This window comes from Frigoribacterium sp. AC759 (assembly GCF_979256015.1).
In genome coordinates this window covers 106,921-132,641 of the sequence record NZ_CEEDMT010000001.1, presented here as the reverse complement: position 1 = coordinate 132,641, position 25,721 = coordinate 106,921, and the positions used below count along the sequence as shown (strand labels likewise).

At 70.7% G+C, this 25,721-nt stretch carries 22 protein-coding genes and 1 tRNA gene; 5 read left to right on the top strand and 18 right to left on the bottom strand.

Annotated features, from left to right (window positions below; all coding sequences use genetic code 11):
• Positions 1-161: 161 nt before the first annotated feature.
• Positions 162-1,289, bottom strand: coding sequence for an aminotransferase class V-fold PLP-dependent enzyme (locus tag ACZ6JE_RS00610; RefSeq protein WP_320477037.1), 1,128 nt, complete (start codon positions 1,287-1,289; stop codon positions 162-164).
• A 116-nt stretch (positions 1,290-1,405) separates the two neighbouring features.
• Positions 1,406-2,194: an isoprenyl transferase gene (locus ACZ6JE_RS00605; protein ID WP_243213856.1), complete on the bottom strand. Its 789-nt coding sequence runs from the start codon at positions 2,192-2,194 to the stop codon at positions 1,406-1,408.
• An 85-nt stretch (positions 2,195-2,279) separates the two neighbouring features.
• Between ACZ6JE_RS00605 and trhA the strand changes: the two genes are divergently transcribed.
• Positions 2,280-3,005, top strand: a complete 726-nt coding sequence (gene trhA / locus ACZ6JE_RS00600) for a PAQR family membrane homeostasis protein TrhA (protein ID WP_464317924.1) — start codon at positions 2,280-2,282, stop codon at positions 3,003-3,005.
• 112 nt (positions 3,006-3,117) lie between these two features.
• On the opposite strand, the gene ACZ6JE_RS00595 is transcribed toward trhA, so the two are convergent.
• Both ACZ6JE_RS00595 and mca read right to left on the bottom strand, forming a co-directional pair.
• Entirely contained in the window at positions 3,118-3,504 is a 387-nt protein-coding gene (locus ACZ6JE_RS00595; RefSeq protein ID WP_243213860.1) for a hypothetical protein, read from the bottom strand.
• Entirely contained in the window at positions 3,501-4,391 is an 891-nt protein-coding gene (gene mca, locus ACZ6JE_RS00590) for a mycothiol conjugate amidase Mca (protein ID WP_464317923.1), read from the bottom strand. Before mca ends, ACZ6JE_RS00595 begins: the two co-directional genes overlap by 4 nt.
• Positions 4,392-4,461: 70 nt before the next feature.
• Here mca and ACZ6JE_RS00585 point away from each other — a divergent pair, with 70 nt between their 5' ends.
• Complete coding sequence (locus tag ACZ6JE_RS00585) at positions 4,462-4,911, top strand: DUF4307 domain-containing protein (protein WP_192059613.1); 450 nt, start codon at positions 4,462-4,464, stop codon at positions 4,909-4,911.
• A 129-nt stretch (positions 4,912-5,040) separates the two neighbouring features.
• Positions 5,041-5,532 carry a transcription elongation factor GreA gene (gene greA / locus ACZ6JE_RS00580; protein WP_192059611.1) on the top strand — a complete coding sequence of 164 codons (492 nt, stop codon included), beginning with the start codon at positions 5,041-5,043 and terminating at the stop codon, positions 5,530-5,532.
• A gap of 24 nt (positions 5,533-5,556) precedes the next feature.
• On the opposite strand, the gene ilvA is transcribed toward greA, so the two are convergent.
• Entirely contained in the window at positions 5,557-6,795 is a 1,239-nt protein-coding gene (gene ilvA, locus ACZ6JE_RS00575) for a threonine ammonia-lyase (RefSeq protein ID WP_192059609.1), read from the bottom strand.
• Positions 6,788-7,963 (bottom strand): AI-2E family transporter, encoded by a 1,176-nt coding sequence (locus tag ACZ6JE_RS00570; protein WP_464317922.1) that lies wholly within the window; start codon positions 7,961-7,963, stop codon positions 6,788-6,790. Before ACZ6JE_RS00570 ends, ilvA begins: the two co-directional genes overlap by 8 nt.
• 120 nt (positions 7,964-8,083) lie before the next feature.
• Between ACZ6JE_RS00570 and ACZ6JE_RS00565 the strand changes: the two genes are divergently transcribed.
• Entirely contained in the window at positions 8,084-9,274 is a 1,191-nt protein-coding gene (locus ACZ6JE_RS00565) for a winged helix-turn-helix domain-containing protein (RefSeq protein ID WP_464317921.1), read from the top strand.
• A gap of 29 nt (positions 9,275-9,303) precedes the next feature.
• On the opposite strand, the gene ACZ6JE_RS00560 is transcribed toward ACZ6JE_RS00565, so the two are convergent.
• Entirely contained in the window at positions 9,304-10,215 is a 912-nt protein-coding gene (locus ACZ6JE_RS00560; protein WP_464317920.1) for a M48 family metalloprotease, read from the bottom strand.
• 43 nt (positions 10,216-10,258) lie between these two features.
• Complete coding sequence (locus ACZ6JE_RS00555) at positions 10,259-10,840, bottom strand: LemA family protein (protein WP_197981786.1); 582 nt, start codon at positions 10,838-10,840, stop codon at positions 10,259-10,261.
• A gap of 217 nt (positions 10,841-11,057) precedes the next feature.
• On the opposite strand from ACZ6JE_RS00555, the gene ACZ6JE_RS00550 reads away from it, so the two are divergent.
• Positions 11,058-13,388: an Ig-like domain-containing protein gene (locus tag ACZ6JE_RS00550; RefSeq protein WP_464317919.1), complete on the top strand. Its 2,331-nt coding sequence runs from the start codon at positions 11,058-11,060 to the stop codon at positions 13,386-13,388.
• On the opposite strand, the gene ACZ6JE_RS00545 is transcribed toward ACZ6JE_RS00550, so the two are convergent.
• From ACZ6JE_RS00545 to mfd, 10 genes are all read right to left on the bottom strand, one after another.
• A tRNA-Leu gene (locus ACZ6JE_RS00545) sits at positions 13,363-13,436 on the bottom strand. The genes ACZ6JE_RS00550 and ACZ6JE_RS00545 overlap by 26 nt on opposite strands.
• A 93-nt stretch (positions 13,437-13,529) precedes the next feature.
• Positions 13,530-15,002: an NAD(P)/FAD-dependent oxidoreductase gene (locus tag ACZ6JE_RS00540; protein ID WP_243213869.1), complete on the bottom strand. Its 1,473-nt coding sequence runs from the start codon at positions 15,000-15,002 to the stop codon at positions 13,530-13,532.
• Between the two features lie 40 nt (positions 15,003-15,042).
• Positions 15,043-16,305: a S8 family serine peptidase gene (locus ACZ6JE_RS00535; protein WP_414655436.1), complete on the bottom strand. Its 1,263-nt coding sequence runs from the start codon at positions 16,303-16,305 to the stop codon at positions 15,043-15,045.
• A gap of 3 nt (positions 16,306-16,308) precedes the next feature.
• Positions 16,309-16,860: a DUF501 domain-containing protein gene (locus ACZ6JE_RS00530; RefSeq protein ID WP_192059597.1), complete on the bottom strand. Its 552-nt coding sequence runs from the start codon at positions 16,858-16,860 to the stop codon at positions 16,309-16,311.
• Complete coding sequence (locus tag ACZ6JE_RS00525) at positions 16,857-17,396, bottom strand: FtsB family cell division protein (protein WP_192059595.1); 540 nt, start codon at positions 17,394-17,396, stop codon at positions 16,857-16,859. Before ACZ6JE_RS00525 ends, ACZ6JE_RS00530 begins: the two co-directional genes overlap by 4 nt.
• Before the next feature lie 93 nt (positions 17,397-17,489).
• Entirely contained in the window at positions 17,490-18,770 is a 1,281-nt protein-coding gene (eno, locus tag ACZ6JE_RS00520; RefSeq protein ID WP_464317918.1) for a phosphopyruvate hydratase, read from the bottom strand.
• Positions 18,771-18,858: 88 nt separating this feature from the next.
• Entirely contained in the window at positions 18,859-20,103 is a 1,245-nt protein-coding gene (gene hisS / locus ACZ6JE_RS00515) for a histidine--tRNA ligase (protein WP_464317917.1), read from the bottom strand.
• Positions 20,104-20,346: 243 nt separating this feature from the next.
• Positions 20,347-20,937 (bottom strand): TetR/AcrR family transcriptional regulator, encoded by a 591-nt coding sequence (locus tag ACZ6JE_RS00510; protein WP_192059589.1) that lies wholly within the window; start codon positions 20,935-20,937, stop codon positions 20,347-20,349.
• A 336-nt stretch (positions 20,938-21,273) separates the two neighbouring features.
• Entirely contained in the window at positions 21,274-22,038 is a 765-nt protein-coding gene (locus tag ACZ6JE_RS00505; protein WP_464317916.1) for a MazG nucleotide pyrophosphohydrolase domain-containing protein, read from the bottom strand.
• A 31-nt stretch (positions 22,039-22,069) separates the two neighbouring features.
• A complete protein-coding gene (gene mfd / locus ACZ6JE_RS00500; protein ID WP_464317915.1) occupies positions 22,070-25,684 on the bottom strand; it encodes a transcription-repair coupling factor in 3,615 nt (1,204 codons plus the stop codon).
• Positions 25,685-25,721 lie beyond the last annotated feature (37 nt).

The following is a 25,721-nucleotide window of genomic DNA, read 5'->3' as shown; positions in this document are numbered from 1 at the left end:
CCGACTCGATCGGACCCTGTGCCCGATGGGTCGAACCTACGTCGTCGCCCGACGGCCGGCCGAACACGACCCGCCGTGTCGTGTGACGAACACGTGAACAGCTCGCGATCGCACGGAGACGCCGCAGGGCGGGAGGCGCGGGTCGACCGAGGAGGCGCGGCTCAGTAGTAGACGGTCGTCCCGAACGAGGTCAACGCGCCCCGCAGCAGGTCGAACGAGTCGTCGTCGGTCGACAGGTGCACGCTGAGCCGCACGGTGGTGTCGCGCACGGTGGCCGTGACCCCGTGGTTCAGCAGCGCCGCCGTGAGCGTGGTCATCTGCTCGGGAGAGGGTTCGAGCACGACGATGCCGGCGCGCTCGGCCTCGTCTCGGGGCGAGACGACGGGCAGCGCGAACTCGTCGGCGATGTCGATCAGCCGCGAGGCCCGGTCGGCGATCTCTCGCGAGATCGCGGCGACGCCGACCGAGGCGATGCCCTCGAGGGCGGTGGAGAACCGCGCCTGCGCGATCGGGTCGGGGTTCGTGATCTGGAACGCCTCCGCACCCGGCAGGGTCGGCAGCGTCTCGTGGTACGAGCCGCCGAGGCGCAGCTCGGTGCCCGCGACCCCGCTGAAGACAGGGGTCAACGTGGCGGAAGCCCGCTCGCTGAGCGCCAGGAACCCCGTGCCCCAGCCGGCGCGCACCCACTTCTGGCCACCCGAGGCGATCACGTCGGCCACACCGTACGGAGCGTCGACGACACCGAACCCCTGGATGGCGTCGACGATCAGCAGCCGGTCGCCGATCACCTGGCGGATGCCCTCGAGGTCGACGAGGTAGCCGGTGCGGTAGTCGACGAGGCTGACGGCGACCGCCGTCACGCGGTCGGTGAGGTGGCGCTGCACGACGGCAGGGGTCACGACGTCGTGGTCGAGGTCCATCCACACGGGCTCGAGCACGCGCATCGCCGCGGCGGCCCGCGTGGCGGCGACCGGCCCGCTCGGATAGTCGCGCGGGGACATCAGGACCTGCCCCGTCAGGCCGAAGAGGGTGTGGACGAGACCCGAGCTCGTATCCGGCTGGAAGACCACCTGGTCGGCCGGGAACCCGACGACGGCCGAGACGGCCCGCCGGACCCGCCCGGCCTGCTCGGTCAGCGCCACCTCCGAGCCGAATCGGGCACGAGCCTGGACGTCGACGAGAGCGCGCTCCTCTTCGACGACGGGCCGTGAGATCGGGCCCCACTTGGCGAAGTCGAAGTACCCGGGTTCGTCGGTGTACCCCGAGATCAGTTCATCGATGGTGGTCACGCTGGTCTCCTCGGGCGGTGTCGCTGGCTGTCAACCGTATCGCCGACCGCCGACCGCCGATCGCCGATCGCCGATCGCCGACGTCGGGCGTCGCGGCGGTCGATCGAGGTGCGGGGTCAGCTGCCGTAGCGACGGTGCCGCAGGGCGAAGTCGCGGACGGCCCGGAGGAAGTCGACCTCGCGGAGGTCGGGGTAGAAGGCCTCGACGAAGTAGAACTCGCTGTGCGCGCTCTGCCAGAGCATGAAGTCGCTCAGTCGCTGCTCGCCCGAGGTGCGGATGACGAGGTCGGGGTCGGGCTGACCGCCCGTGTAGAGGTGCTCGGCGATCAGCTCGGGTGTCAGCACCTCGGCGAGCGCGTCGAGGGTGCCCCCCATGGCGTCGTGCTGGCGGACGATGCTGCGCATCGCGTCGGCGATCTCGCGCCGCCCGCCGTACCCGACGGCGAGGTTGACGTGCAGGCCCTTCTTGCCGGCCGTGCGCTCGGCGGCGCCGGTCAACGAGTCGCGGAGCCCCTGCGGCAGGTCGTCGCTGGCGCCCACGTGCTGCACGCGCCAGTCGCGCTGCTGCGAGAGCTCGTCGGCGACGTCGCCGATGATGCCGAACAGCTCGGTGAGCTCGTCGGAGGCGCGGTTGCCGAGGTTGTCGGCCGAGAGCAGGTACAGGGTGACGACGCGGATGCCCAGATCGTCGCACCAGGTGAGGAACTCGCTGATCTTGGCGGCGCCGGCGCGGTGGCCGTGGGCGGCGGTCTCGAGCATGCGCTGCTTGGCCCAGCGCCGGTTGCCGTCGACGATCATGGCGACGTGGTGGGGAAGATCGGCTCCGTCGAGCTCGCGTCGCAGCCGGCTCTGGTAGAGCTCGTAGAGCACACCGCGGGCCAGCGGCGACCTCCGACGACTCTTCACACCGCTACGGTAGCCCACCGGTGGGCCCCCGCTCGCCGAGTCGATTCCCAGGCCCGCGCCTCCTGCCCTCCCCTACGCTCGGATCATGACCCGACCCGTGAGCGACGGCGTCGGCGGTGCCGACATCCCGAACCTGCCTCTGCTCGACGACAGCCTCGAATACGCCTCGATCGAACGCAAGCCGTCGTGGCGCGGCTGGATCCACGCCGCGACCTTCCCGATCGCCATCGCGACGGGCGTCATCCTCGTGGTGGTCTCCGACGGGACGTCCTCGACCTGGGCCTCCGCGGTCTTCATGACGACCTCGCTCCTGCTGTTCGGCATCTCCGCGACCTATCACCGGTTCCCGTGGAGCCCGGGGGCCAAGAGGTTCTTGAAGCGACTCGACCACGCGAACATCTTCCTGCTGATCGCGGGCACGTACACCCCGATCGCGGTCATCGCGCTGCCTCCCGCGACGTCGACCCTGCTGCTCACCCTCGTCTGGACGGGTGCGGGTCTCGGGATCCTCTTCCGGATCTTCTTCCTGGGGGCGCCCCGCTGGCTGTACGTGCCGCTGTACATCCTGCTGGGGGTCGGCGCCCTCGGCTTCACCGGCGACCTGCTGGCGGCGAGCGTCCCGATGACCGTGCTCGTCCTGACCGGCGGCCTGATGTACATCGTCGGCGCCGTGTTCTACGCCCTCAAGCGGCCCAACCCCGCACCGGGGCGCTTCGGGTTCCACGAGCTGTTCCACGCGCTGACGGTGCTCGCCTACCTCTGCCACTGGACGGGCATCCTGGTGCTCGCTCTGAACCCGCCGACCTTCTAGGCCGCCCGTCGAGCACCGGTCGCGCCACCGGCCTCTCTCGAGCCGAGGAGGCGCGCGCAGGTCGGTCGCGGAGGGTCGGCCCCGCAGACGGATCGCCTCGGGGCCGCTCCGGTCAGTCGCGGACGGAGGGCCCCGCGGACGCGTCGCCGTCGGATGCGTCGTCGACGGCGCGGGTGGTGCCGTCGCCGGAGGCCACGCCATCGCCCGACGTGACGCCGTCGCCGGAGGCAGCGGTCTCGCCGGAGGCGACCCCGTCGCGCTCCGCCTGGATGCGCTCGCGGACCTCGCCGCGGTAGCGCGTGCGACGGACCCGGCGGGTCATGTCGACGATGATCAGCACCGTCGCGACCGCGACGAATGCGATCGCCACGAAGCCCCAGACGCCCGGGGTCACGTCGACGTCGGGCACGGTCGACGCCGGCAGCGTCGCATCGGGCGTCGACGGCTGGGCGAGGAGGCGCACCGAGGCCGAGAGGGTGGCGTCGCCGAGGGCGCTCATCGGATCGCCCCGATCAGGCCGGTGTCGTCGTCGGTCACACCGGCGAACAGGTCGTTCTCGGGCATGGTCGTCTCGACTCTCGATTCGATGAGCTGGAAGTCCTCCGTCGGCCACGCCGCGACCTGCAGCTCGTGGGGCCAGAAGAAGAACGCGCTGTCGAGGGGCACCTGGCTGGCGTGCGCGCGGAGCGCCTCGTCGCGGACCGGGAAGAAGTCGGACGCCGGAACGTGCGTGGTCGCCAGATCGGGTCGGGCGCCCATCCACTCGAGCATCTCGGTGAGACGCTCGATGAGGGGCGACTCGGCGTCGGCCTGCTGCAGGTGGGTCAGCATCGACTTCAGGCGGGCGGTGTTCATGATGCGGTCGTAGTAGACCTTGTCGATCTGCCAGGGTTCGCCCGCGGTCGGGTAGCGATCGGCGTCGGAGGCGGCCCGATACGCGGCCATCGAGATCTCGTGGCTGCGGATGTGGTCGGGGTGCGGGTACCCGCCGTTCTCGTCGTACGTGACGAGCACCTGCGGCCGGAACCGGCGGATGACGGCGACGAGCGGCTCGGTGCTGATCTCGAGCGGGATCGTCGCGAAGCTGTTGACCGCGACGGGCTCACCCTCGGGAGGGAGCCCCGAGTCGGCGTAGCCGAGCCACAGGTGGTCGACGCCGAGGGCCTGCTGCGCCCGCCGCATCTCGAGCACCCGGAGACCGGCGATGTCGCGTTCGGCGTGGTGCCGCGCCTCGATCTGCTCGTTCAGGATCGAGCCCTGCTCGCCGCCGGTGCAGCTGACGACGAGCACCTCGACTCCGAGACTGCGGTAGAGGGCGTACGTCGCCGAGCCCTTGCTCGACTCGTCGTCCGGGTGGGCGTGTACCGCCAGGAGGCGCAGGGTCACATGTTCCTCGCAATTCGTGCAGAGCAGACGTTGCTACCCTCCCCCTAAGGATAATCGGACGGAGATCAGAGTGGCGTCCACGCCCCCCGCACCCCCGTCGACCGAGGCCGATCCGGCCCAGCCCGTCGACGGTCATCTCGACGCGCGCTACGGGCGCACTCCCGCCGCCACGCGTCGACGCCGACTGATCGCGATCGTCGTCGCCGCGGCCTTCGTCGTGGTCTTCGGCGCGTGGGTCGTCTTCGCCGCATTCGACGGCAACGGCTCGAAGCTCGAGACCCGCGACCTCGGCTACACGGTCGGCGGCGACGACAGCATCGACGTGCAGTACACGATCAGCGTCGAGGCCGGCACCCGGGTCAGCTGCGCGGTGCAGGCGCAGAGCGACAAGTTCGCGATCGTCGGCTGGAAGGTCGTCGACCTGCCCCCCGCGCCGCAGTTCACGTCGACCTACACGACCACGCTCGCGACCTCCGAACGGGCCGTCACGGGCTTGATCTACCAGTGCTGGCTTCCCTAGACTGCTCTGAATGACGAGACCGGCCAGTCGGCCGGTCTCCTTTTTTCGGTGGGCGCGCCTCCCGGTCGCCGTGCCGAACGGTCCGATCCTCAGCGCATCGGAAGATCCGCCGTACGAACGGAGAACACCATGACGAACGACAACGCCACCACGTGGCTCACCCCCGACGCCCGCGACCGCCTCGAGGCCGAGCTGGCGACTCTGAGCAACGAAGGCCGCCACGAGATCACCAGCCGCATCGAGGCCGCCCGCGAAGAGGGCGACCTGAAGGAGAACGGCGGCTACCACGCCGCCAAAGACGAGCAGGGCAAGATGGAGGCACGCATCCGCACGCTGACCAACCTGCTGAAGAACGCCACGGTGGGCGAGTCGACGGCCGCCGCCGGCATCGTCGGGCCGGGCACCGTCGTCACCGCGACGATCGCCGGCGACCCGAGCACGTTCCTCCTCGGCAACCGCGAGATCATCGCCGCCGGCAGCGACCTCTCGGTCTACAGCGAGACCAGCCCGCTCGGCCAGGCCATCAACGGCCTCGCCGTCGGCACGACCACCAGCTACACCGCGCCGAACGGCAAGGAGATCACCGTCGAGATCACCGCCGTCGACACCTACACGCCGTAGCCGACGGCCCGACGTCGACCTCGATCAGAAGTCGACGTCGGGCGTGTAGCCCGCGTCGCGGAGACGCCGGATGACCTCTTCGACGTGGTCGGGCCCGCGTGTCTCGATGCTCAGCTCGAGTTCGACCTCGCTGATCTGGAGCCCGCGGCCGTGTCGGGTGTGCAGCACCTCGACGACGTTCGCGTTCGCGTCGGCCAGGATCTCGGACACCCGCGCCAGCTGCCCGGGGCGATCGGGCAGGCCGATCCGCATCTTCAGGTACCGTTCGGCGGCGGCGAGGCCTCGTCCGATCACGCGCTCCATCATGAGCGGATCGATGTTGCCGCCGCTCAGCACGATGACCGTCGTGCCGAGATCGCGCACCTGCTCGGTCATGACGGCCGCGACGCCCACCGCGCCGGCCGCCTCGACCACGAGCTTGGCGCGCTCGAGCATGACCAGGATCGCCCGGGCGGTGTCGTCGTCGCCGACGGTGACGACCTCGTCGACCGTCTCGCGGACGATCTCGAAGTTCAGGACCCCCGGTCGCGCCACGGCGATCCCGTCGGCGATGGTGGGCTGCGTCTCGATGTCGGTGCGGACGCCGCGCTTCATCGAGACCGCGTAGGGGGCGGCGTTGACCGCCTGCACCCCGATGATGCGGATCTTCTTACCGGTCTCGGCGCTGGTCTGGGCGAGTGCGCTCGCGATCCCCGAGATGAGCCCGCCGCCGCCGATCGGGACGATGACGGTGTCGACGTCGGGCACCTGCTCGAGGATCTCGAGCCCCACCGTGCCCTGCCCGGCGATCACGTCGGGGTGATCGAAGGGCGGGATGAAGACGGCGCCCGTCGAGTCCGAGAACTCCTGCGCCGCCCTCAGCGCCTGCTCGACGGAGTGCCCGCTCAGCACGACGTCGGCTCCGTAGTCTTTCGTGGCCTGCAGCTTGGGCAGCGCCACGCCCACCGGCATGAAGATGGTCGCGCGGACACCCATCTCACGTGCCGCGAAGGCGACGCCCTGGGCGTGGTTGCCGGCCGACGCCGCGACCACTCCCCGCGCGCGCTCCGCGTCGGTCAGCTGCGTCAGCCGGTTGTACGCGCCGCGGATCTTGTACGAGCCGGTGCGCTGCAGGTTCTCGCACTTGAGGTACACCGGCGAGCCGAGCACCTCGGCGAGGAACCTCGAGCTCTCCATCGGGGTGACGCGGGCGACCTGCGAGACCCGGACCCGCGCCTCCTTCATCTCGGCCAGGGTGGGGCCCGCGAGGGTGAGGTCAGACATCGGCTGCACGGCTTTCTGTGACGACGTCGAGGGAGGCCTGCGGCGACTCGCGCCACGCCCCCCTGGCGACGTAGGTGATCATGACGTTGAGGACGGCGACGACCGGCACGGCGAAGAGGGCTCCCGGGATGCCCGCGAGGAGGGTGCCCGCGGCGACCGCGAAGACCACCGCGAGCGGGTGCACCTTGACGGCGCTGCCCATCACGAAGGGCTGCAGGAGGTGCCCCTCGATCTGCTGCACGAGGATGACGACGGCGAGCATCAGCAGCGCCACCACCCAGCCGTTGTAGACGAGCGCGATCACGACGGCGACGGCTCCCGTGGCCACCGCGCCCACCACGGGGACGAACGACCCCAGGAAGACCGCGATCGCGATCGGGACGACGAGGGGCAGACCGAGGAAGAAGGCGCCCAGCCCGATGCCGACGGCGTCGACGAAGGCGACGAAGATCTGCACCTTGACGAAGTTCGTCAGCGTCAGCCACCCGGCACGCCCGGCGCCGTCGATGGCGCGACGGGACTTCGACGGGAAGATGCGGACCAGCCAGCGCCAGATGTCGGACCCGCCCACCAGGATGAAGATCGTCGCGAAGAGCATCAGGACGAGCCCGGCCGCGATGTGACCCGCCGTCGAACCGACCGAGAGCGCCCCCTGCAGGAGCGGCTGGGAGTCCTGCTGCAGCGCGGCGAGGGCGTCGCTCAGGTAGCCGTTGATCTGCCCCTCGGTGAGATGGAGCGGGGAGGTCAGCAGGAAGTCGCGGAACTGGCCGTAGGAGGCGATGGACCGGTCGCGCAGTTCGGGCGCGCCGTCGATGATCTGGACGACGACGGCGTAGAACAGACCGGCCACGACGACGATCAGACCCACGAGGCTGACGACGACGGCGACCCACTTGGGCCAGCGGCGGCGCTGCAGCCAGCTCGAGATGGGCACGAGCAGCGCCGAGACGAGGAGGGCGACCATGAAGGGGATGACGATGATGCGCAGCTGGATGACGAGCCAGACGAAGACGGCGATGACGCCGACCACGACGAGGATCCGCCACGACCAGGCACCGGCGATGACCATGCTCCGCGACACGGACGGGTCGGCACCCGGAGCGACCGGGGCGGCGCCAGGGGGAGGGGACTCGACCGCGCTGCGCGGGGGCCTGCTTCGCCGCATCATGCGCTCAGTGTAAGACCCTCGCCCTGGTGCCGAGCCACCCGTGATATTCCGCGGTCGGCATACGTGCCGGGCCCTGGATGGGGAGGGACGGTGTCGGAGGCCGACGCTACAGTCGTCGGCGTGCCCCCCGATCAGCTCTCACCCGCCCTCGCGCGTCGAGTGGCGCTCGCCGCCCAGGGTCTCGGCTCGGGTTCGACGGCTCCGGCGGGCACCCGTCGCCTGAACGCGACGATCGACCGACTCGGGCTGCTGCAGATCGACTCGGTAAATGTCTTCGAGCGCAGCCACTACCTCCCGCTCTTCGCCCGACTCGGGGCTTACGACCGGGCGAACCTCGATCGCCTCACGCTCGACGGCCCCGGTCGCTACGTCGAGTACTGGGCGCACGAGGCGGCCCTCGTCCCCGTGGCGACCTGGCCCCTCTTCCGGTGGCGGATGGCCGACTACCGGCGCCGCTGGCTGGCCGACGACGACTCGTGGCTGTCGGCCAACCCCCGCCTCGCCCGCTGGCTGCTCGATCTGGTGCGGGAGGGCGGCCCCGTGCCCGCCAGCCTCGTCGAGCACGAGTCGAACGTCCGCACGGGCCCCTGGTGGGGTTGGGGCTCGGTCAAGCAGGGTCTCGAGTCGCTCTTCCGGGTCGGCGAGCTGGTGAGCGCGGGGCGGAGACGCTTCGAACGCGTCTACGCCCTCCCCGAGCAGGTGATCCCACAGGAGCTGCTCGACACGGACATCTCCCGGCACGAGGCGCACAGGCGCCTCGTCGCGCATGCGGCCTCCGCACAGGGCGTCGGAACGACGGCGGATCTCGCCGACTACTTCCGGCTCAAGACGGCCGACGTCGTGCCGGCCCTCCGCGAACTCCACGATGAGGGCGTCCTCTCGGCCGTCGAGGTGCCGGGCTGGGGCCGACCCGCCTGGCTGCACCGAGACGCCCGACTCCCCCGCCGCCTCGAGGCCGACGCGCTCCTGTCGCCCTTCGATCCCGTCGTCTGGACGCGCCCTCGCGCCCAACGCGTCTTCGGATTCCACTACCGCATCGAGATCTACACGCCGCTCGAGAAGCGGGTCCACGGGTACTACGTCCTGCCGGTCCTCCAAGACGACCGCCTCGTCGCCCGGGTCGATCTGAAGAGCGACCGCCAGGCGGGCGTCCTGCGGGTGCAGGCCGCCTGGCGCGAGCGGGATCTCGACGTCGACTGCGATCGCCTGGCGTCGCTCCTCCGGCGCGCGGCGCACTGGCAGGGTCTCGAGTCGGTCGAGGTCATGCCACGCGGCGACCTCGCAGCGGAGCTGGGCCGCCGGTTCGGCTGAGTCGATGCGCGGGCGTCGGCGACCGCGCCTCAGAAGGTGCCGGCGCTCTGGCGGAGACGCGCGACGCGGTCGGCCAGGGGCGGGTGGGAGCTGAAGAGGCGGTCCATCGCGCCCGGCTTCATCGGGTCGCTGATCCACAGATGCGACATCGACGTGTTCTGCGTCGCCATCGGGCGGCCGTAGGCGCCGAGCTTCTCGAGGGCTCGCGCGAGACCCTCGGGGTACCGGGTGGTGAGCGCCCCCGTGGCGTCGGCGAGGTACTCCCGCTGACGAGAGACCGCCGCCTGCACACCGGCCGCCGCGATCGGAGCGATGATCATGGCGACCAGTCCGAGCACCAGGAAGACGGGGTTGCCGCCGCCCCCTCCGCCGTTGCCGTTGTTCGAATTGCGGTTGCCGCCGGTCAACGCACCGAAGAACGACATGCGCAGCAGGATGTCGGCCAGGAACCCGACGGCGACGACAAGGCCGAAGACCATCATCGACACACGGATGTCGTAGTTCTTGACGTGTCCGAGCTCGTGGGCCATCACGCCCTCCAGCTCGGTGTCGTCCATGATCTCGAGCAGCCCGGTGGTCGCGGCGACGACGGCGTGCTCGGGGTCGCGGCCGGTCGCGAAGGCGTTCGGGGCGGGGTCGACGACGACGTAGACCTGGGGCATCGGCATGCCCATGGTGATGCTGAGGTTCTCGACCGTGCGGTACAGCCGCGGGGCCGTCGTACCGTCGACCCGCTGCGCGTGACTGAGGGACAGCGCCTGACCGCTGGCGGCGAAGTACTGGATCAGAGCGTAGATCGACGCCGCGGCGAGGACGACGAACCCGATCGAGTAGTTGCCGTACAGGGCACCCGCCCCGAAGCCGAGTGCGCCGATGATGACCAGGAAGATCAGGACGATCAGGACGGTGTTGCGTTTGTTGCGCGAGACGGCTGAGTACATGGGCCGATGTCCGTTCGGGGCGCGGCGTCGAGGTGGGGCGGGCTCAGAACTGGACGCGAGGGGGTTCGGCGATCGCCGACGGCTCGGCGACCTCGAAGAAGTCCCGCTCGGTGAAGCCGAGGCGCTTCGCGAAGACCGTGTTCGGGAACACCCGCGTCTTCGTGTTGAATTCGCGGACACCGCCGTTGAAGAACCGCCTCGCGGCCTGGATCTTGTCTTCGGTGTCGACGAGCTCGGACTGCAGCTGCAGGAAGTTCTGACTCGCCTGAAGCTGCGGGTAGGCCTCGGACACGGCGAAGATGCTCTTCAGGGCCGTCTGCATGTGACCTTCGGCCGCCGACGCCTCGGCAGGCGTCTGAGCCCCCAGGGTCTCGGCCCTGGCCTCGGTCACGTTCTGGAACACCTTCGACTCGTGGGTCGCGTAGCCCTTGACCGCCTCGATGATGTTCGGGATCAGATCAGCCCGCCGCTTGAGCTGGACCGTGATGTCGCTCCAGGCCTCGTCGACGCGGACCTTGAGGGTCACGAGGGAGTTGTAGGTCGCCCAGAGGTAGATGCCGGCGATGATCGCGAGCAGGACGATGATGCCGACGGCTACCAGGATGCCGATCGTGGCCGGTTGCATGACGTGTCACTCCTTGGGGTACGACGCGAAAGACGCGAGAGATGTCGGTCGTCTCGGACGGTATTCGGGCCGTCGCAGTCAGATCTTCACTATAAATGCGCCGGATGCCGCCTCGACGTCGTCTGAGCGTCTTCGGAGCGAACTCACGACGAGCGCACCCGACCTCCCCCTCTCAGCGGATTGACTTGCCGCCCGCGAACGTGCTGAATGGTGGGCAGTGCCCGTTTCCCCGACCCCGATCCCGTCGCGTCCCTCGGCTGCCAGCGCCGGACGCCCTCTTCTGCGTGCCGTCGGAGCCCTCCTCATCGCCCTCCCGCTGCTCGCGGGCACCGCCCTGGCCGTCGTGCCCGCCCCGTCGGCGCAGGCGGCGGGTGCGCCGACGTCGGCACCCGCGGCGCCCGAGCCCGACCGGCAGTCGGGCGCCCCCTCGCCCGGCCTCGGCGCGCCCACGGAGCCGGCCCCCGGCCCGACCGCGCCGGCCGATCCCCCCGCACCGACCATCGACGACGTCGGCGGACGCACGGTGAACACCTTCGCGATCGGGGGCACGGCCGCCTCGGGTTCGTCGGTGAGGGTCCTCGACCCCGAGGTCCCCTCCCGCTCGCTCTGCGAGACGACCGTGCCTTCCTCCGCCGCCGCCCCGTCGGGTCGGTGGTCGTGCACCGTGACCGTCGCGAACGGTGCCGACATCGTCCTGACGGCTCGGGACACGACCCATGCCGATCTGCCCGACGTGAGCAGCGCCTCCTTCGCGATCCTCGGGGCTCCCACCGTTCGCGGCGGCCTGCTGCTCGGTGCCAAGGTGACCGGTTCCGCCGAACCGGGCGCGGTGGTCACGGTGACGACGGCCGCAGGGGCGAGCGCATCCGGCACGGCCGACACCGCGGGCGAGTGGAGCGCCGTGCTCGACGCCGGCTCCTTCCCGTCCGGTCGATACTCGCTGACCGCGACGCAGCGGAGCGACGCCATCCCGATCCCCCGATCCGGCGCGTCGGCCGCGGTCGTCGCCACGATCGACCGCGAGGCGCCCGGAGCCCCGGTCATCACCTCTCCGGGCTCGGGAAGCCGTGTCGACGCCCAGCCCGTGGTCATCAGGGGCTCGGGCGAGAGCGGTGCGACGGTGACGGTCTACGTCGACGGCTCGCCCGTGTGCCAGGCGACCATCGCCGGCGCATCCTGGAGCTGCGACTCGACGGGCTCCGCCCTCCCCGACGGCTCGCGGACCATCACGGCGGCTCAGGTCGATGCGGCGGGCAACTACGGTCCCGTGTCGCGGAGCGTGACCGTCGTCGTCGGCGCGAGAGGCCCGACGGACGTGCCCAGCGCCTCCCCCGGGGCTCCCGGCGTCACCCCCACCCCCTCGCGCAGCCCCGACGGCACCACGGCGACGCCGGCACCCGTCCCGGCCGACGACGACCCCTCCGCGACGCCGGTGCCCGGCTCCGTCACGCCAGGAGACGGCGGCGGGGGCGGGGCGGCGGTGCCTCCAGGAGGCGCAGCGGGCGGCCCCGGGCCGGTCCAGAACCCGACGACGGGCACCTGGGCGACCGCGACCTCGTTCGGTCGCGATCTGCCGGGCCTCACCCAGACCCTGGGCGGCCCCGTGTGGCCGTCGGCGCTCGCTCTGGGTCTGCTGTTCCTGGTCGTGGTCGCCGGGCCGATCCGGATGGTCGCGCGGACCCTCGGCGCACGCGTGCATCGCCCCGCTCCTCGACTGACGGGCCGCAACAGGGCCGCCGAGCTGCCGACCTCGTTCAGCGGAGGGAGCATCGACCCTCGGGTCAGCGTCGGGGTCGCCCTCGCCGTCGGCAGCGTCGCCATCGCCGTCGCGGCCGGGGTGGACGGCCAGGTGCAGTACGCACGTCTCCTGCTCGGGGTCGTCGTCGGCGTCCTGGCTCTGAACGCTCTCGCCGTGGTCCTCCCCGCGGTGCTGGTCGGTCGACGGGCCGGCCTCGGCGTGCGCATCCGCATGTCGCCGGCCCTCCTCACGGCGGCCCTCGTCGCCTGCGCCGTCACCCGCGTGCTGTCGCTCGACCCGCCCCTCGTCCTCGGGGTGCTCGTGACGGGCGCTGTCGTCGCACGGACGGCCGCGTCGACGACTGAACACCCCGCGCCCGCACGGGAGCCGTCGACGGCGGCGCGGGGCATGGTCGCCGCGGCTCAGATCGGCGCCCTGCTCGTCGTCTCGTTCGCCGCCTGGGCGGCCCATGGCTGGGGAGGCTTCGGCGACGGGTTCCTCTCGCAACTGCTGCTGGAGATCGCGACGACGATGTGCCTCGCCGGGATCGGATCGCTCGTGCTGTCGATCCTCCCGTTGGGCACGCTGCCCGGGCAGGCGCTGTGGGCGTGGTCGAAGGTCGCCTACAGCGGCGTCGCGATGATCGGGGCGACGACTGCCGCACTCGTCCTCGTCGGCACCCCCGTCGCACCCGGCGTCTGGACGACGGTCGCCGTCGCCACCCTCGCGGCATTCGCGCTCGCCTCGGTGATCATGCTCCGGCGCCGCCGCCGACCCCTCCGAGTGCCCCCACAGGGACTCGAACCCTGACTGAGGCGATTTTAAGTCGCCTGCCTCTGCCGATTGGGCTATGGGGGCCCGGTTCTCAGACTACAAAGCCCTGACGGACGACGACGCCCGCCTCGCGGGGATCCGCGGGCGGGCGCCGTCTGAGTCGTCGGGCTGGGCTCACTACTTGGCGCTGGTCTCGACCGTCTCGGTCTCGGCGGCGGCGCCCTTCTCGGCGGCGCCCTTCTCGTCGGCGGGGTTCGCGTAGGCCGGACCGGGCTCGCCCGCGGGCGTCCCGACCTCGGGCGCCGGCGCGGCGGCAGGGGCCGATTCGGCTGCCGGCTTGGGGCGCGAGGCGAACTCCTCGAAGGCGGCGCGCGGACGCTCGCGGTTGTCGAGCGAGACGATGTCGCGACCGAGCCAGAGGTTGTTCCACCAACCGCCCACGACGCGGAACTTGCGCTCGAACGAGGGCATCGCCATGCCGTGGTAGCCGCGGTGGGCGATCCAGGCCGGGAACCCCTTGACGGCGATCTTGCCGCTCTGGAACACGCCGACGTTGAGCCCGAGACCTGCGACGGCGCCGAGGTTGTCGTGCCGGTAGTCGGTGACGGACTCGCCGCGCAGCGAGGCGACGAGGTTCTTGGCGAGCTGCTTGCCCATCCGGACGGCGTGCTGGGCGTTCGGGACGCAGAAGCCGCCGACGCCCTTGCCGGTCAGGTCGGGGGTCGCCGCGACGTCGCCGCACGCCCAGGCGTCGGGGACGATCGTCTCGCCGTCGACGATGCGGAGGTCGGGCTTGACGGTGATGCGGCCACGCTGCTCGAGCGGGAAGTCGGTGTTGCGGACCATCGGGTTCGCCATGACCCCGGCGGTCCAGACGATGAGGTCGGATTCGAACGACTCGCCCGTCGACAGCTCGAGCTTGCCGCCCACCGCGGACTGCAGCTGCGTATCGAGGTGGACCGTGGCCTGCCGCTCGGCGAGGTTCTTGAGCACCCAGTGGCTGGTCTCGAGCGACACCTCGGGCATGATGCGCCCCATGGCCTCGATGAGGTGGAAGTGCGTGTCGTCGACGGTGAGACCGGGGTAGCTCTTGATCAGGTCGCTCGCGAAGCTGCGGAGCTCGGCGAACACCTCGATGCCCGCGAAGCCGCCGCCCACCACGACGACCGTCAGCAGGCGGTCGCGCTCGGGCCCGGCCGGGAGGTTCGCAGCCTTCGCGAAGTTGGTGAGGAGCTTGTCGCGGATCGCCGCGGCCTCCTCGATGGTCTTGAGACCGATGGCCTCGTCGGCCACGCCCGGGATCGGGAACGTGCGGGAGACGGCGCCGGCCGTCATGACGACCTGGTCGTACTCCATCGTCCACTCGTCGCCCACCTCGGGCGTGATCGTGGCGGTCTTCGTCGCGTGGTCGACGCGGGTGACCTTCGCCGTGACGACGTTCGTCTTCTTCAGGTGACGTCGCAGGGCGACGACGGCGTGACGCGGCTCGATCGAGCCGGCCGCCACCTCGGGCAGGAACGGCTGGTAGGTCATGTAGGGCAGCGGGTCGACGATCGTGACCTCGGCCTCACCCTTGCGCAGCCACTTCTCGAGCTTCCAGGCGGTGTAGAAACCGGCGTAGCCGCCGCCGACGATCAGGATTTTGGGCACGGGGGATGATCTCCTTGAGGTGGGGTTGTCCGTAAAGACCTTACTCCTGGTGGCGTCGCCTCCTGTACTGGCGGAGAGCGCCGAGCGCGACGCCGAGCAGGGCCGCCCCGAACAGCCCGAAGACGATCAGCGGGATGCCCGTCGAGCGCATCGACTCGACCGTCGGGATGAGCGCCTGGAGGCGGTCGTCGCGGTCGACGCTCGGGGTGGGGACGGGAGCCGGTGCCGCCTCGGCCGTCGACGACGGGGTGGCGACGGGGACCTCGGCCCGCCGGTGCAGTCGGATCCACTCGGCGAGATCGCCCATGGGATTCGCCTCGACCGGGGCCACCTGATCGCCGACGGCGGCCGAGGCGTCGACGAGTCCGTAGCCGTAGAGCGGATCGGGGGTGGTCGTGCCGCGCGAGTCGGCCGTGGAGATCACCCGGTTGATGACGTCGTCGGCATCGAGCTCGGGGTGCGCACCCCGCACGAGCGCGACGACGCCCGCGACGATGGGGGTCGCGCCGCTCGTGCCGCTCCAGCTGTAGTGGACGTCGCCCGGTCCGACCCCGACGAGCTTCTCGCTCGGCGCCGCGACGCCGATGGTGATGCCCTGACTCGAGGCGTCGAAGCTCGCCTGACCCGACCGGTCGACGCCGGCGACGGTGAGCACCCCCGGCATGGTGGCCGGAGCCCCGACCTCGGTCGTGCCGCTGCCCCTGTTGCCCGCCGCGGCCACGACGACGACGTCGTGCTGCATCGCGTAGAGGAACGCGTCGTCCCAGCTCGTCGGCCAGTCGAGGGTGTTGCGCGTGAGGGACATGTTGATCACGTCGGCCCCGTTGTCGACCGCCCATCGGACGGCCTCGGCGATCTGCGTGTCGGAGTCGACGGCATCCGACCCGAAGCCGACCGAGACGGACAGCAGATCCGCCTCGGGAGCCACGCCGATGACGCCGTCACCGGACGCCGTCCCCCGACCCGCGAGGATCGAGCCGACGAGGGTTCCGTGCGTCGGGTCGTCCGTGCCGACGGGCGTCTGGCCGTCCGCCGAGCCCTGACCCGAGACGTCGGTGCCTCCGACGACCGCGCCCTCGAGCTCGGCGACCGACGAGTCGACGCCGGTGTCGATCACGGCGACGGTCACCCCCGCGCCGCGACTCGACTGCCAGGCCTGCTCGATGCCGTAGTCGGCGAGCCAGTACTGGTCGTCGCGGATGGCGTCGGCTCGCGCCGCGCCCCCCGGGGCGACCACGACGACGGCCGCCAGGGCCAGCGCCGCGATCGTCGCCGAGGTCGTCCGCAGCGTCAGCTCGGGCACGGGTCAGACATCCCCGCCGGAGGCGCGCTCGGCCGAGTCGCCGTCGGCCAGGTAGTCGGGGCACCGGCACACGTCGGGGCTCCACGTCGCTCGGTCGAGCGCGAGATCGCCGAGCGGGTTGACCCCGGGGCCGGCGGCGAGGGAGTGACCCACCACGGCGTGCAGGCACTTGATGCGCTCGGGCATGCCGCCCGCGGTGACGTGAGCGATCTCGCCGACGTGCTCGATGCTCTCGCGGTCGGCGAGGTAGGCCTCGTGGGCCGACCGGTAGCGTGCGGCGAGATCGGCGTCTGCGGCCAGCAGGTCGGTGAACTCTGCCATCACGCCGTTCGCCTCGAGGGTCGAGACGGCCGCCGTCGCGCCCGGGTGGCACAGGTAGTAGAGGGTCGGGAAGGGCGTGCCGTCGCCGAGTCGCGGCTTCGTCGCGACGACGGTGGGGTTGCCGCAGGCGCACCGGGCGGCGATGCCGATGACGTCGCGCGCCGGGCGCCCGAGCTGCGCGGTGACGATCCGCACGTCGAGTTCGGTCACGGGGTCGAACGGAGGGGTGGTCACGGGGTGCCGCCTGTCGGGGTCGAGGTGGGGAGCTCGCTGCCGTCGATGTCGGGGGCGATCAGCTCGGTTGCCGGCTCGTCGCTGAGACCGGCGTCGATCACCGACGAGGTCATGGCGGCGATCCAGTCGACCTGGGGGGTCTGCAGCTCGTCGCTGATGGGTGCCTGCGGCCGTTCGGCGTCGGTCGTCGCGTCGCCCATCACCAGGTAGCTGTACTCGCCCGGGTACACGTAGAGCAGGCGGTCGCGCGCCTGAGCCTCGATGTACGCGGGATCGCTCCACCGCGCGACATCGCCCTGGAGATCCGTCACGTCGGCCTTCTGCCGCTCGACCTCGTCTTGGATGGCCGCGATCTGCTGCTGCTGCTGGACGAGGGTGCGGAGGGACGGCGCGAGGATCACGACGAACAGGACCAGGATGACGAGCATCAGGAGACTGAAGCCCGAGAAGCGGATGTTGCGGAGCCAGCCGCTCGTGGCCGACTCCGTCTCGGGCAGGATGACGGGCAGACGCCTGCTCTTCGACTCTCGGGACATGACTCCGAGGGTAGACGACCGCCCTGTCGAGTCGGTCACGGAACGCCGAGAGGCCCGCCCCGCCGAAGCGGGACGGGCCTCTCGGAGCCGTGCCTAGCCGCGGAAGCGGGGGAAGGCCGAGCGACCGGCGTAGACCGCCGCGTCGCCGAGCTCCTCTTCGATGCGGAGCAGCTGGTTGTACTTCGCGACGCGCTCGGAGCGGGCCGGGGCCCCCGTCTTGATCTGACCGGCGTCGGTGGCGACCGCGAGGTCGGCGATCGTGGTGTCTTCGGTCTCACCCGAGCGGTGCGACAGCACGGTCGTGTAGCCGCTGCGCTGTGCGAGCGCGACGGCGTCGAGGGACTCCGTCAGCGTGCCGATCTGGTTGACCTTGACGAGGATCGAGTTGCCGGCGCCGGCCTCGATGCCCTTCGCGAGGCGCTCGGGGTTCGTGACGAACAGGTCGTCGCCGACGATCTGCGTCTTCGAGCCGATCTCGCTCGTGAGGTGCGCCCAGCCCTCCCAGTCGTCTTCGTCGAGGGGGTCTTCGATGGTGACGAGCGGGTACGAGGCGACCAGGTCGGCGTAGTAGCCGGAGAGGAACGCGGAGTCGCGCTTCTCGCCCTCGAAGGTGTACGCGCCGTCGGCGTAGAACTCGCTCGAGGCGACGTCGAGACCGAGCGCGATGTCCTCACCGGGCGTGAAGCCGGCCTTGGTGATCGCGTCGACGAGCAGGTCGAGCGCGGCCCGGTTGCTGTCGAGGTTCGGCGCGAAGCCGCCCTCGTCGCCGAGACCGGTCGAGAGGCCCTTGGCCTTGAGCTCGCTCTTGAGGGCGTGGTACGTCTCGGCGCCCCATCGGAGCGCCTCGGCGAAGGTCGAAGCGCCGATCGGCAGGATCATGAACTCCTGGATGTCGACGTTGCTGTCGGCGTGCGAACCGCCGTTGATGACGTTGAGCATCGGCACGGGGAGCGTGTGCGCGTTCGGCCCGCCGAGGTAGCGGAAGAGCGGCAGATCGGCCGAGTCGGCGGCCGCACGGGCCACTGCCAGCGAGACGCCGAGGATGGCGTTCGCGCCGAGGCGCTTCTTGTTGTCGGTGCCGTCGAGCTCGATCATCGCCGCGTCGATCAGGCGCTGGTCGGTGGCGTCGAAGCCCTCGACGGCCGGGCCGATCTCGTCGATGACCGCCGAGACGGCCTTGAGCACGCCCTTGCCGAGGTAACGGCTCGCGTCGCCGTCGCGCAGTTCGTAGGCCTCGAAGGCCCCGGTCGATGCGCCCGAGGGGACGGCGGCCCGAGAGACCGTCCCGTCGTCGAGCAGGACCTCGACCTCGACGGTCGGGTTGCCCCGCGAGTCGAGGATTTCGCGGGCGCCTACGGCGTCGATTGCTGCCACGGAGAACTCCTTAGTAGTCGTTGTGTTCGCAGGACCGAGGTCCGCGCCAATCCTAGCGAGGCACCGCGCCGCAGCGGACGGCCCGCTGTCAGCCGAGCGTCTTGATCTGCAGGTCGTCGACGCCTTCTCCGCCCCGCACGACGGCGAAGCGCGTGTAGCCGGACTCGGCGAGGGTGTCGAGCTGGCGCGTGAGGTTCTTGACGCGCCGATCGAGGCGGACCCGCGCCTCCCCCCGGTCGAGCAGCGCCGCCCGCAGGGCCGTGAGCTCGGCCGCGGGCACGCCCGCGTCGTGCACGAGGGCGAGACCGTCGTGATCGGGGTCGCCCTGGTCGACGAGGTCGACGATGCGCTCGAACCCCAACGAGAAGCCGGCGGCGGGGACGTCCGCGCCGAGGAACCGCCCGATCATGCCGTCGTAGCGGCCGCCGCCACCGAGCGAGTAGCCGAACTCGGGGTGCGCGACCTCGAAGATGGTGCCCGTGTAATAGCCCATGCCGCGCACGAGCGTCGGGTCGAAGACGAGACGCGCGCCGGGGAGGGCCTCGCGGAGCGCCACCAGATCGGCGGCGGCGGCGACGTCGAGCCAGGCAGGAGGCTCGGTGCCGGTGATCGTCGACCAGTCGGCCGTCGAGAGCTCGCGCAGCGCATCCTCCAGCCCGCCGTGCTCGACCCCGATCTCGTGGAGACGCGCGACGACGCCCTCGACGCCGATCTTGTCGAGCTTGTCGAGCTCGATCAGCGCCTGCTCCGTGAGGTGGGCGGGCGCACCCCAGTGCGAGAGGACCCCGAGCAGCACCCGGCGGTCGTTGATGCGGATCGACGTGCCCTCGAGGCCGAGCGCCGAGAGGACGGCCGTGGTCGCCGAGATGAGCTCGATCTCGGCGAGCGGGCCGGCCTCGCCGAGGATGTCGATGTCGCACTGGACGAACTGCCGGTAGCGACCCTTCTGCGGACGTTCGGCCCGCCAGACGGGCGCCACCTGCACGGATCGGAAGACCGCCGGCAGCTCGGCGCGGTGCGAAGCGTAGAACCGGGCCAGCGGCACGGTGAGGTCGAATCGGAGCCCCAGGTCGGCGAGCGCCAGCGCGGAGTCGGCCGACTTGAGGTCGTCGACGTCGAGACCGCGCTTCAGCACGGCGAAGACCTGCTTCTCGTTGTCGCCGCCGAGACCCGAGTAGAGGAAGTCGGTCGACTCGACCACGGGCGTCTCGATCTCGTCGAAGCCGTACGAGCGGTATACGTCGCGGATGGTGCTGAGCACGCGCTCCCGGCGACGCTTCTCGGCGGGGAGGAAGTCTCTCATCCCGCGGGGCGGGCTCACGTGTGACGGCATGGGGACATCTTCTCAGAGCCGAGGGCGCGACGAGCCCGCCCCGACCCGACTTGCGCTCCATGTGAGATTCCACGTACAGTATGAGCACCAAGCGGCGTGAATCGGGTTGCATGCCGCCGGGTCACGGCGCCCTACCTTCCCTGCGGTGAGGGCGCCCGAACGGGCCAGGTGCTGAGCACCTGGCCCGTTCTTCGTCTGACGGCGTCGCGACACCTGCTCGGAGACGACCCGCCGAGCGGCGGGTCAGCCGCGGGACGCCGCCCCGGCACTCTCGACGAGCGCGTCGACCCGGTGCACGAACACCGCACCGGGCTCGTCGGCGCCACCGGCGACGACGGCGTCGTAGAGCAGCCCCTCGACCTCGGCGACGAAGGCCCGCGCCTGCACGGTGGCGTCTTCCGACGAGGTGCCCTGGGCGACGAGCCACGTCGACACGGCCTCGCGCCAACGGGCGCCCGCCTGCCGAGCGACACCCGGCTCGTCGCCGGCGACGACCTCGAGCAGCGCCGACTCCATCTCGAGACGCTGGAGGTCGAGACCCCGTTCGCTCGACGCCTCGTCCCAGTACGAGACGAGGTGCCCGCGGAACGCGGCCGCGTCGAGCGACGCGGCGTCGGCGGGGAGGAGGTGATCGTGGCGGCCGACGACCGCTCGGACGATCTCGGCGATCAGCTCGGCACGGTTGCCGAAGTGATAGACGAAGACGTAGGTGCTGACACCGAGAGCCTCGGCGAGGGTGCGGAACGAGACGGTCGCGATGCTCCGCGACCGGAGGTGGTCGATGATCTGGCCGAGCAGCTCGGGCTTGCGTGTCGGATCGGGCTTGCGAGGCATGAATGCCACTCCTTCGTGCGGACGGGTCGGGACGCCCTGCGCGGCCCCGACCGTCGTCTGGCGACCATAACAGACGTGTGCCGACGCCGCACAGGAACCAACCGGTCGGTCGATGGCAGGACATCGAGCGGACAGCCTGGTCTGCGTTCGTGTGTTTCGTCGGATGACCCTTGACATTTTACTGCACGATGCTCTACATTATCTCTATCGCTGCAAGGCCCATGGAGTCTGATCCCTCTCTGGCGTGCCGGCAGCGACGACGTGACACACCAGCCAGACGACTTCCTTCTTCGCGATCGGGGTCGCTCGTGGGGGGTTCACGTGAGGGCGCCCCGCCTATTCGGGTTGGTGGGGCGCCCTACCCTCGGTCTCGACCGCTCGCAGCCGTGCCTCACGCTCTCGTACGGCACGTCGGAGTGCGCGTTCTGCGTCGATGCCCCGACTCGTCGCGACGTCGACCATCCGCGCCAGTTCACGACCGAGCAGGAGCTCGTCGTCCACCGCAACGCCCTCGGTCGGGTCGTCGACCGGGGGCCTGCCGGTCGAGCCTCCGTCCGACCTGGACCCGGCGGCCTCCTCCCCCGGTTCGCACGCCCTCGGCGGCTCGTCGGCGGGCAGACCCGCAGCCCGACGTCGGCCGTCGATCTTCTGAGCCCGGGCCAAGGCCGGCAGACCGCCGGGCACGCCGTCGAAGGCACTCGTCCGCTCGGACTTCTCGCGCGCCTTCGCGGCGGACCAGAGCCGGACGATGTCGTCGACGTCGCGGGCCTCGTCGTCTCCGAAGACGTGCGGATGACGACGCACGGTCTTCGCCGTGACGTCGCGCACGACGTCGGCCAGGTCGAACGCCCCCTGACGCTCAGCCAGAGCGGAGTGCAGGACGACCTGGTACAGCACGTCGCCGAGCTCCTCCCGGCGATCAGCCGTCGTCCCCTCCTCGATCGCCTCGACGAGCTCGGCGGTCTCCTCGACCAGGTAGGTCACGAGACTCCCGTGCGTCTGCCCGCGGTTCCAGTCGCAGCCGCCGTCGTCGGACAGCAGGGCGGCGACCACGCGGACCAGCTCGGCGATCTCGGTCCCGGTGGTGTCGTCGTGGGTCACCCGCGCCTCCTCGGCCTGCTCCGTCGCGTCGTCAGCCGGCGGCCGCCGCGGTGTCCGTGGCGGGACGCGGCGTCTCCGCACCGAAGATCGCCGTCATCAGCTGCTCGACCCAGGTGATCAGCTCGCCGTCGGGCAGGGCCTCGCCGTGAGGACGGGGCAGCGGCACGCTGACCGACTTCGTCTGACCGAACCAGCGCGAGCCCGGGTACATGCGCTGCAACCGCACCTGCATGCTGTCGGGCAGATCGAGACCGGCGACACGGAGGTTGGCGCCCATGACGACGACCTCGCTGAGACCGATCTTCTGCGCGGCACGGCGCAGCCTCGACACCTCGATGAGTGCGAGGACCGACGCCGGCGGCGTGCCGTACCGGTCGGTGAGCTCGTCGAGGACCGAGTCGATCTGATCGTCGGTCGAGGTCGGCGAGCTGGCCGTCGACAGCTTCTGGTAGGCCTCGAGACGGAGTCGCTCGCTCTCGACGTACTCGTCGGGGATGTGCGCGTCGACGGGGAGCTCGAGTCGCAGCTCGGTCTGCCCCTCGGCCACGTCGCCGCGGAACGCCCCCACGGCCTCGCCGATCATGCGGAGGTACAGGTCGAAGCCGACCCCGGCGATGTGCCCCGACTGCTCACCGCCGAGGAGGTTGCCCGCGCCGCGGATCTCGAGGTCTTTCAACGCGACCTGCATGCCCGCGCCCAGCTCGTTAATCGCCGCGATCGTCTCGAGGCGGTCTTGAGCGGTCTCGCTGAGCGGTCGCTCGGCGTCGTACAGGAAGTACGCGTACCCGCGCTCACGGCCCCGGCCGACGCGCCCGCGCAGCTGATGCAGCTGACTGAGCCCGTACTTGTCCGCGCGATCGATGATCAGCGTGTTCGCGTTCGCGATGTCGAGACCGGTCTCGATGATGGTGGTCGAGACGAGCACGTCGAACTTGCGCTCCCAGAAGTCGACCATGACCTGCTCGAGCGACGACTCGGCCATCTGTCCGTGCGCGACCGCCACCCGCGCCTCCGGAACCAGCTCGGCGATCTGCGCCGCGACGCGGTTGATGCTCGACACCCGGTTGTGCACGAAGAACACCTGCCCCTCGCGCAGCAGCTCGCGCCGGATGGCCGCCGCCTTCTGCCGATCGCTCTCGGGACCGACGAAGGTCAGGATGGGGTGGCGGTCTTCGGGAGGCGTCGTCAGGGTGGACATCTCGCGGATGCCCGTGACCGCCATCTCGAGCGAGCGCGGGATGGGCGTGGCCGACATCGCCAGGATGTCGACGTTGGTCTTGAGCTTCTTCAAGGCGTCTTTGTGCTCGACGCCGAAACGCTGCTCTTCGTCGATGATCACGAGACCCACGTCTTTGTACGCGATGCCCTCGCTCAGGAGGCGATGCGTGCCGATCACCATGTCGACCGTGCCGTCGCCGAGGCCCTTGATCGTCTCGCGGGACTCCTTCGCGGTCTGGAACCTGGAGAGACTGCGGAGGTGCACGGGGAACCCGGCGAAGCGGTCGGAGAACGTGTCGAAGTGCTGCTTGACGAGCAGAGTGGTCGGCACGAGCATGACGACCTGCTTGCCGTCCTGGATCGCCTTGAACGCGGCGCGCACGGCGACCTCGGTCTTGCCGTAGCCGACGTCGCCCGAGAGGAGGCGGTCCATCGGGATCGGGCGCTCCATGTCGGCCTTGATCTCGTCGATGGTCGTCAGCTGGTCGGCGGTCTCCGCGAACGGGAAGGCCTCTTCGAGCTCGCGCTGCCACGGGGTGTCGGGCGGGAACGAGTGGCCCTTGCTGGCCATCCGCGCCGAGTACAGCTTGACCAGCTCGACGGCGATGTCACGGACGGCGCGACGCGCCTTGCTCTTGGCCGAGGCCCAGTCGCTGCCGCCCATCTTGCTGAGCGACGGCGCCTCGCCGCCGACGTAGCGGCTGAGCAGATCGAGCTGGTCGGTGGGCACGTAGAGCTTGTCGCCGGGGTACCCGCGCTTCGAAGGCGCGTACTCGAGCACGAGGTACTCGCGGCTGTTCTTGACGGCGTTCTTGCCGCCGGTGCTGACGACACGGCTGGTGAGCTCGATGAACTTGCCGATGCCGTGCGTCTGGTGCACGACGACGTCGCCGGGCTTGAGCTGCAGCGGATCGACCACGTTCTTGCGTCGACTGGCGAGCTTCGTCACCTGTCGCGAGTCGTAGTTCGCCGATCGACCGTAGAAGTCGCTCTCGCCCAGCACGGCGAGCTTCGCGTCGGGGATCTCGAAACCGGCCTCGACGCCGCCGGCGACGAGGTGCGCGACCCCCGCCTCGAGCGACTCGGGCAGCGACTCGTGCAGCCGCGCGGCGACCCCGCGCTCGGCGAGCACGTCGCGCGCCCGCTCGACGAGGCCCACGCCGCGCGAGGTCACGACGATGCTCCAGCCGTCTTTGAGGCGCGACACGACATGGTCGAGGGCGCCCTCGGCATGACCGCTGAAGCTCGGCACGGCGTCTGCCGCCAGACGGACGTAGTCGCCCGCCGACGCGATCGCCTCCTCGTCGGTGAGGACCTCGCCGCTGTCGAAGGTGCTCAGGGAGAACCATGTGCGGTCGCCCGCGGAGTCGCGGAGATCGCGCAGGGAGATGAAGTCGCCCGCGTCGAGGTCGATCGGTGCCTCGGCGCCGGCGGTCGCGGCGCTCCATGCTGCCGAGAGGAACTCGCGGTTCGTCTCGGCCAGGCTGCGGGCCCTCGACACGACGCGCTCGGGAGACAGCACGGCGATGGCGGCCCCCTCCGGGAGGTAGTGGGTCAGCGGCACGAGACCGTGCACGAGGGCCGGAGCGAGGGACTCCATGCCCTCGACGGGGATGCCCTCGCCGATCTTCGCCAGCATCTGCGCGAGACTCGGGAACTCGTGCTGCATCTCGCGGGCACGCTGACGCACCTGCTCGGTGAGGAGCATCTCGCGGCTCGGCGGGAGGTCGACCGTCGTGACCTCGCCGTCGAGGCTCCGCTGGTCGGCGACGGAGAAGCGCCGCACCTGGTCGACCTCGTCGCCGAAGAAGTCGACACGGACGGGGTGCTCGGCCGTCGGCGGGAACACGTCGAGGATGCCGCCGCGCACCGCGAACTCGCCCCGCCGGGTGACCATGTCGACCCGCGCGTAGGCGAGGTCGACGAGTCGCAGGGCGATGGCCGACAGGTCGTGCCCGCGATCGCCGACGGTGAGCACCACCGGCTCGATCGACGCGAGATTGTCGGCCAGGGGCTGCAGGGCCGCCCGCACACCGGCCACGACGACGATCGGCTTCGTCGCCTCAGGCTGGGAAGCCGCCTGCTCGGACCACGCGGCGAGTCGCCGCAGAGCGTGGATGCGCTTCCCGACCGTCTCGGCGCTCGGGCTGAGCCGCTCATGCGGAAGGGTCTCCCACGCGGGGAACTCGATGATCTCGGCCTCGGGCAGGAAGCTCGTCAGCGACCCCCGGACGGCCTCGGATTCACGCCCCGTCGCCGTGACGACGAGCAGAGCCTGAGGGCCCTCGCGCCGCGAGAGCAGACCCGCCAGCAGAGGGACGCGCAACCCGTCGACGACGGAGAAGTCCGTGCTCTTGCCGTGCCGGTCGAGGGCAGCCGAAAAGGTGGAGGCGCGCGAAAGCGCCGGAATCAAGCCCGCGAGTATCACGCGATAGATGGTACCCGTGCCGACCTGGAGCGGGACG

What these genes read in the sequence shown, in the direction of transcription:
- trhA (WP_464317924.1), top strand. Translation starts at nt 2,280, where the DNA reads ATGACCCGACCCGTGAGCGACGGCGTCGGCGGTGCCGACATCCCGAAC.
- ACZ6JE_RS00595 (WP_243213860.1), bottom strand. Translation starts at nt 3,504, where the DNA reads ATGAGCGCCCTCGGCGACGCCACCCTCTCGGCCTCGGTGCGCCTCCTC.
- greA (WP_192059611.1), top strand. Translation starts at nt 5,041, where the DNA reads ATGACGAACGACAACGCCACCACGTGGCTCACCCCCGACGCCCGCGAC.
- ilvA (WP_192059609.1), bottom strand. Translation starts at nt 6,795, where the DNA reads ATGTCTGACCTCACCCTCGCGGGCCCCACCCTGGCCGAGATGAAGGAG.
- ACZ6JE_RS00570 (WP_464317922.1), bottom strand. Translation starts at nt 7,963, where the DNA reads ATGATGCGGCGAAGCAGGCCCCCGCGCAGCGCGGTCGAGTCCCCTCCC.
- ACZ6JE_RS00560 (WP_464317920.1), bottom strand. Translation starts at nt 10,215, where the DNA reads ATGTACTCAGCCGTCTCGCGCAACAAACGCAACACCGTCCTGATCGTC.
- ACZ6JE_RS00555 (WP_197981786.1), bottom strand. Translation starts at nt 10,840, where the DNA reads ATGCAACCGGCCACGATCGGCATCCTGGTAGCCGTCGGCATCATCGTC.
- ACZ6JE_RS00525 (WP_192059595.1), bottom strand. Translation starts at nt 17,396, where the DNA reads ATGTCCCGAGAGTCGAAGAGCAGGCGTCTGCCCGTCATCCTGCCCGAG.
- hisS (WP_464317917.1), bottom strand. Translation starts at nt 20,103, where the DNA reads ATGCCGTCACACGTGAGCCCGCCCCGCGGGATGAGAGACTTCCTCCCC.
- ACZ6JE_RS00510 (WP_192059589.1), bottom strand. Translation starts at nt 20,937, where the DNA reads ATGCCTCGCAAGCCCGATCCGACACGCAAGCCCGAGCTGCTCGGCCAG.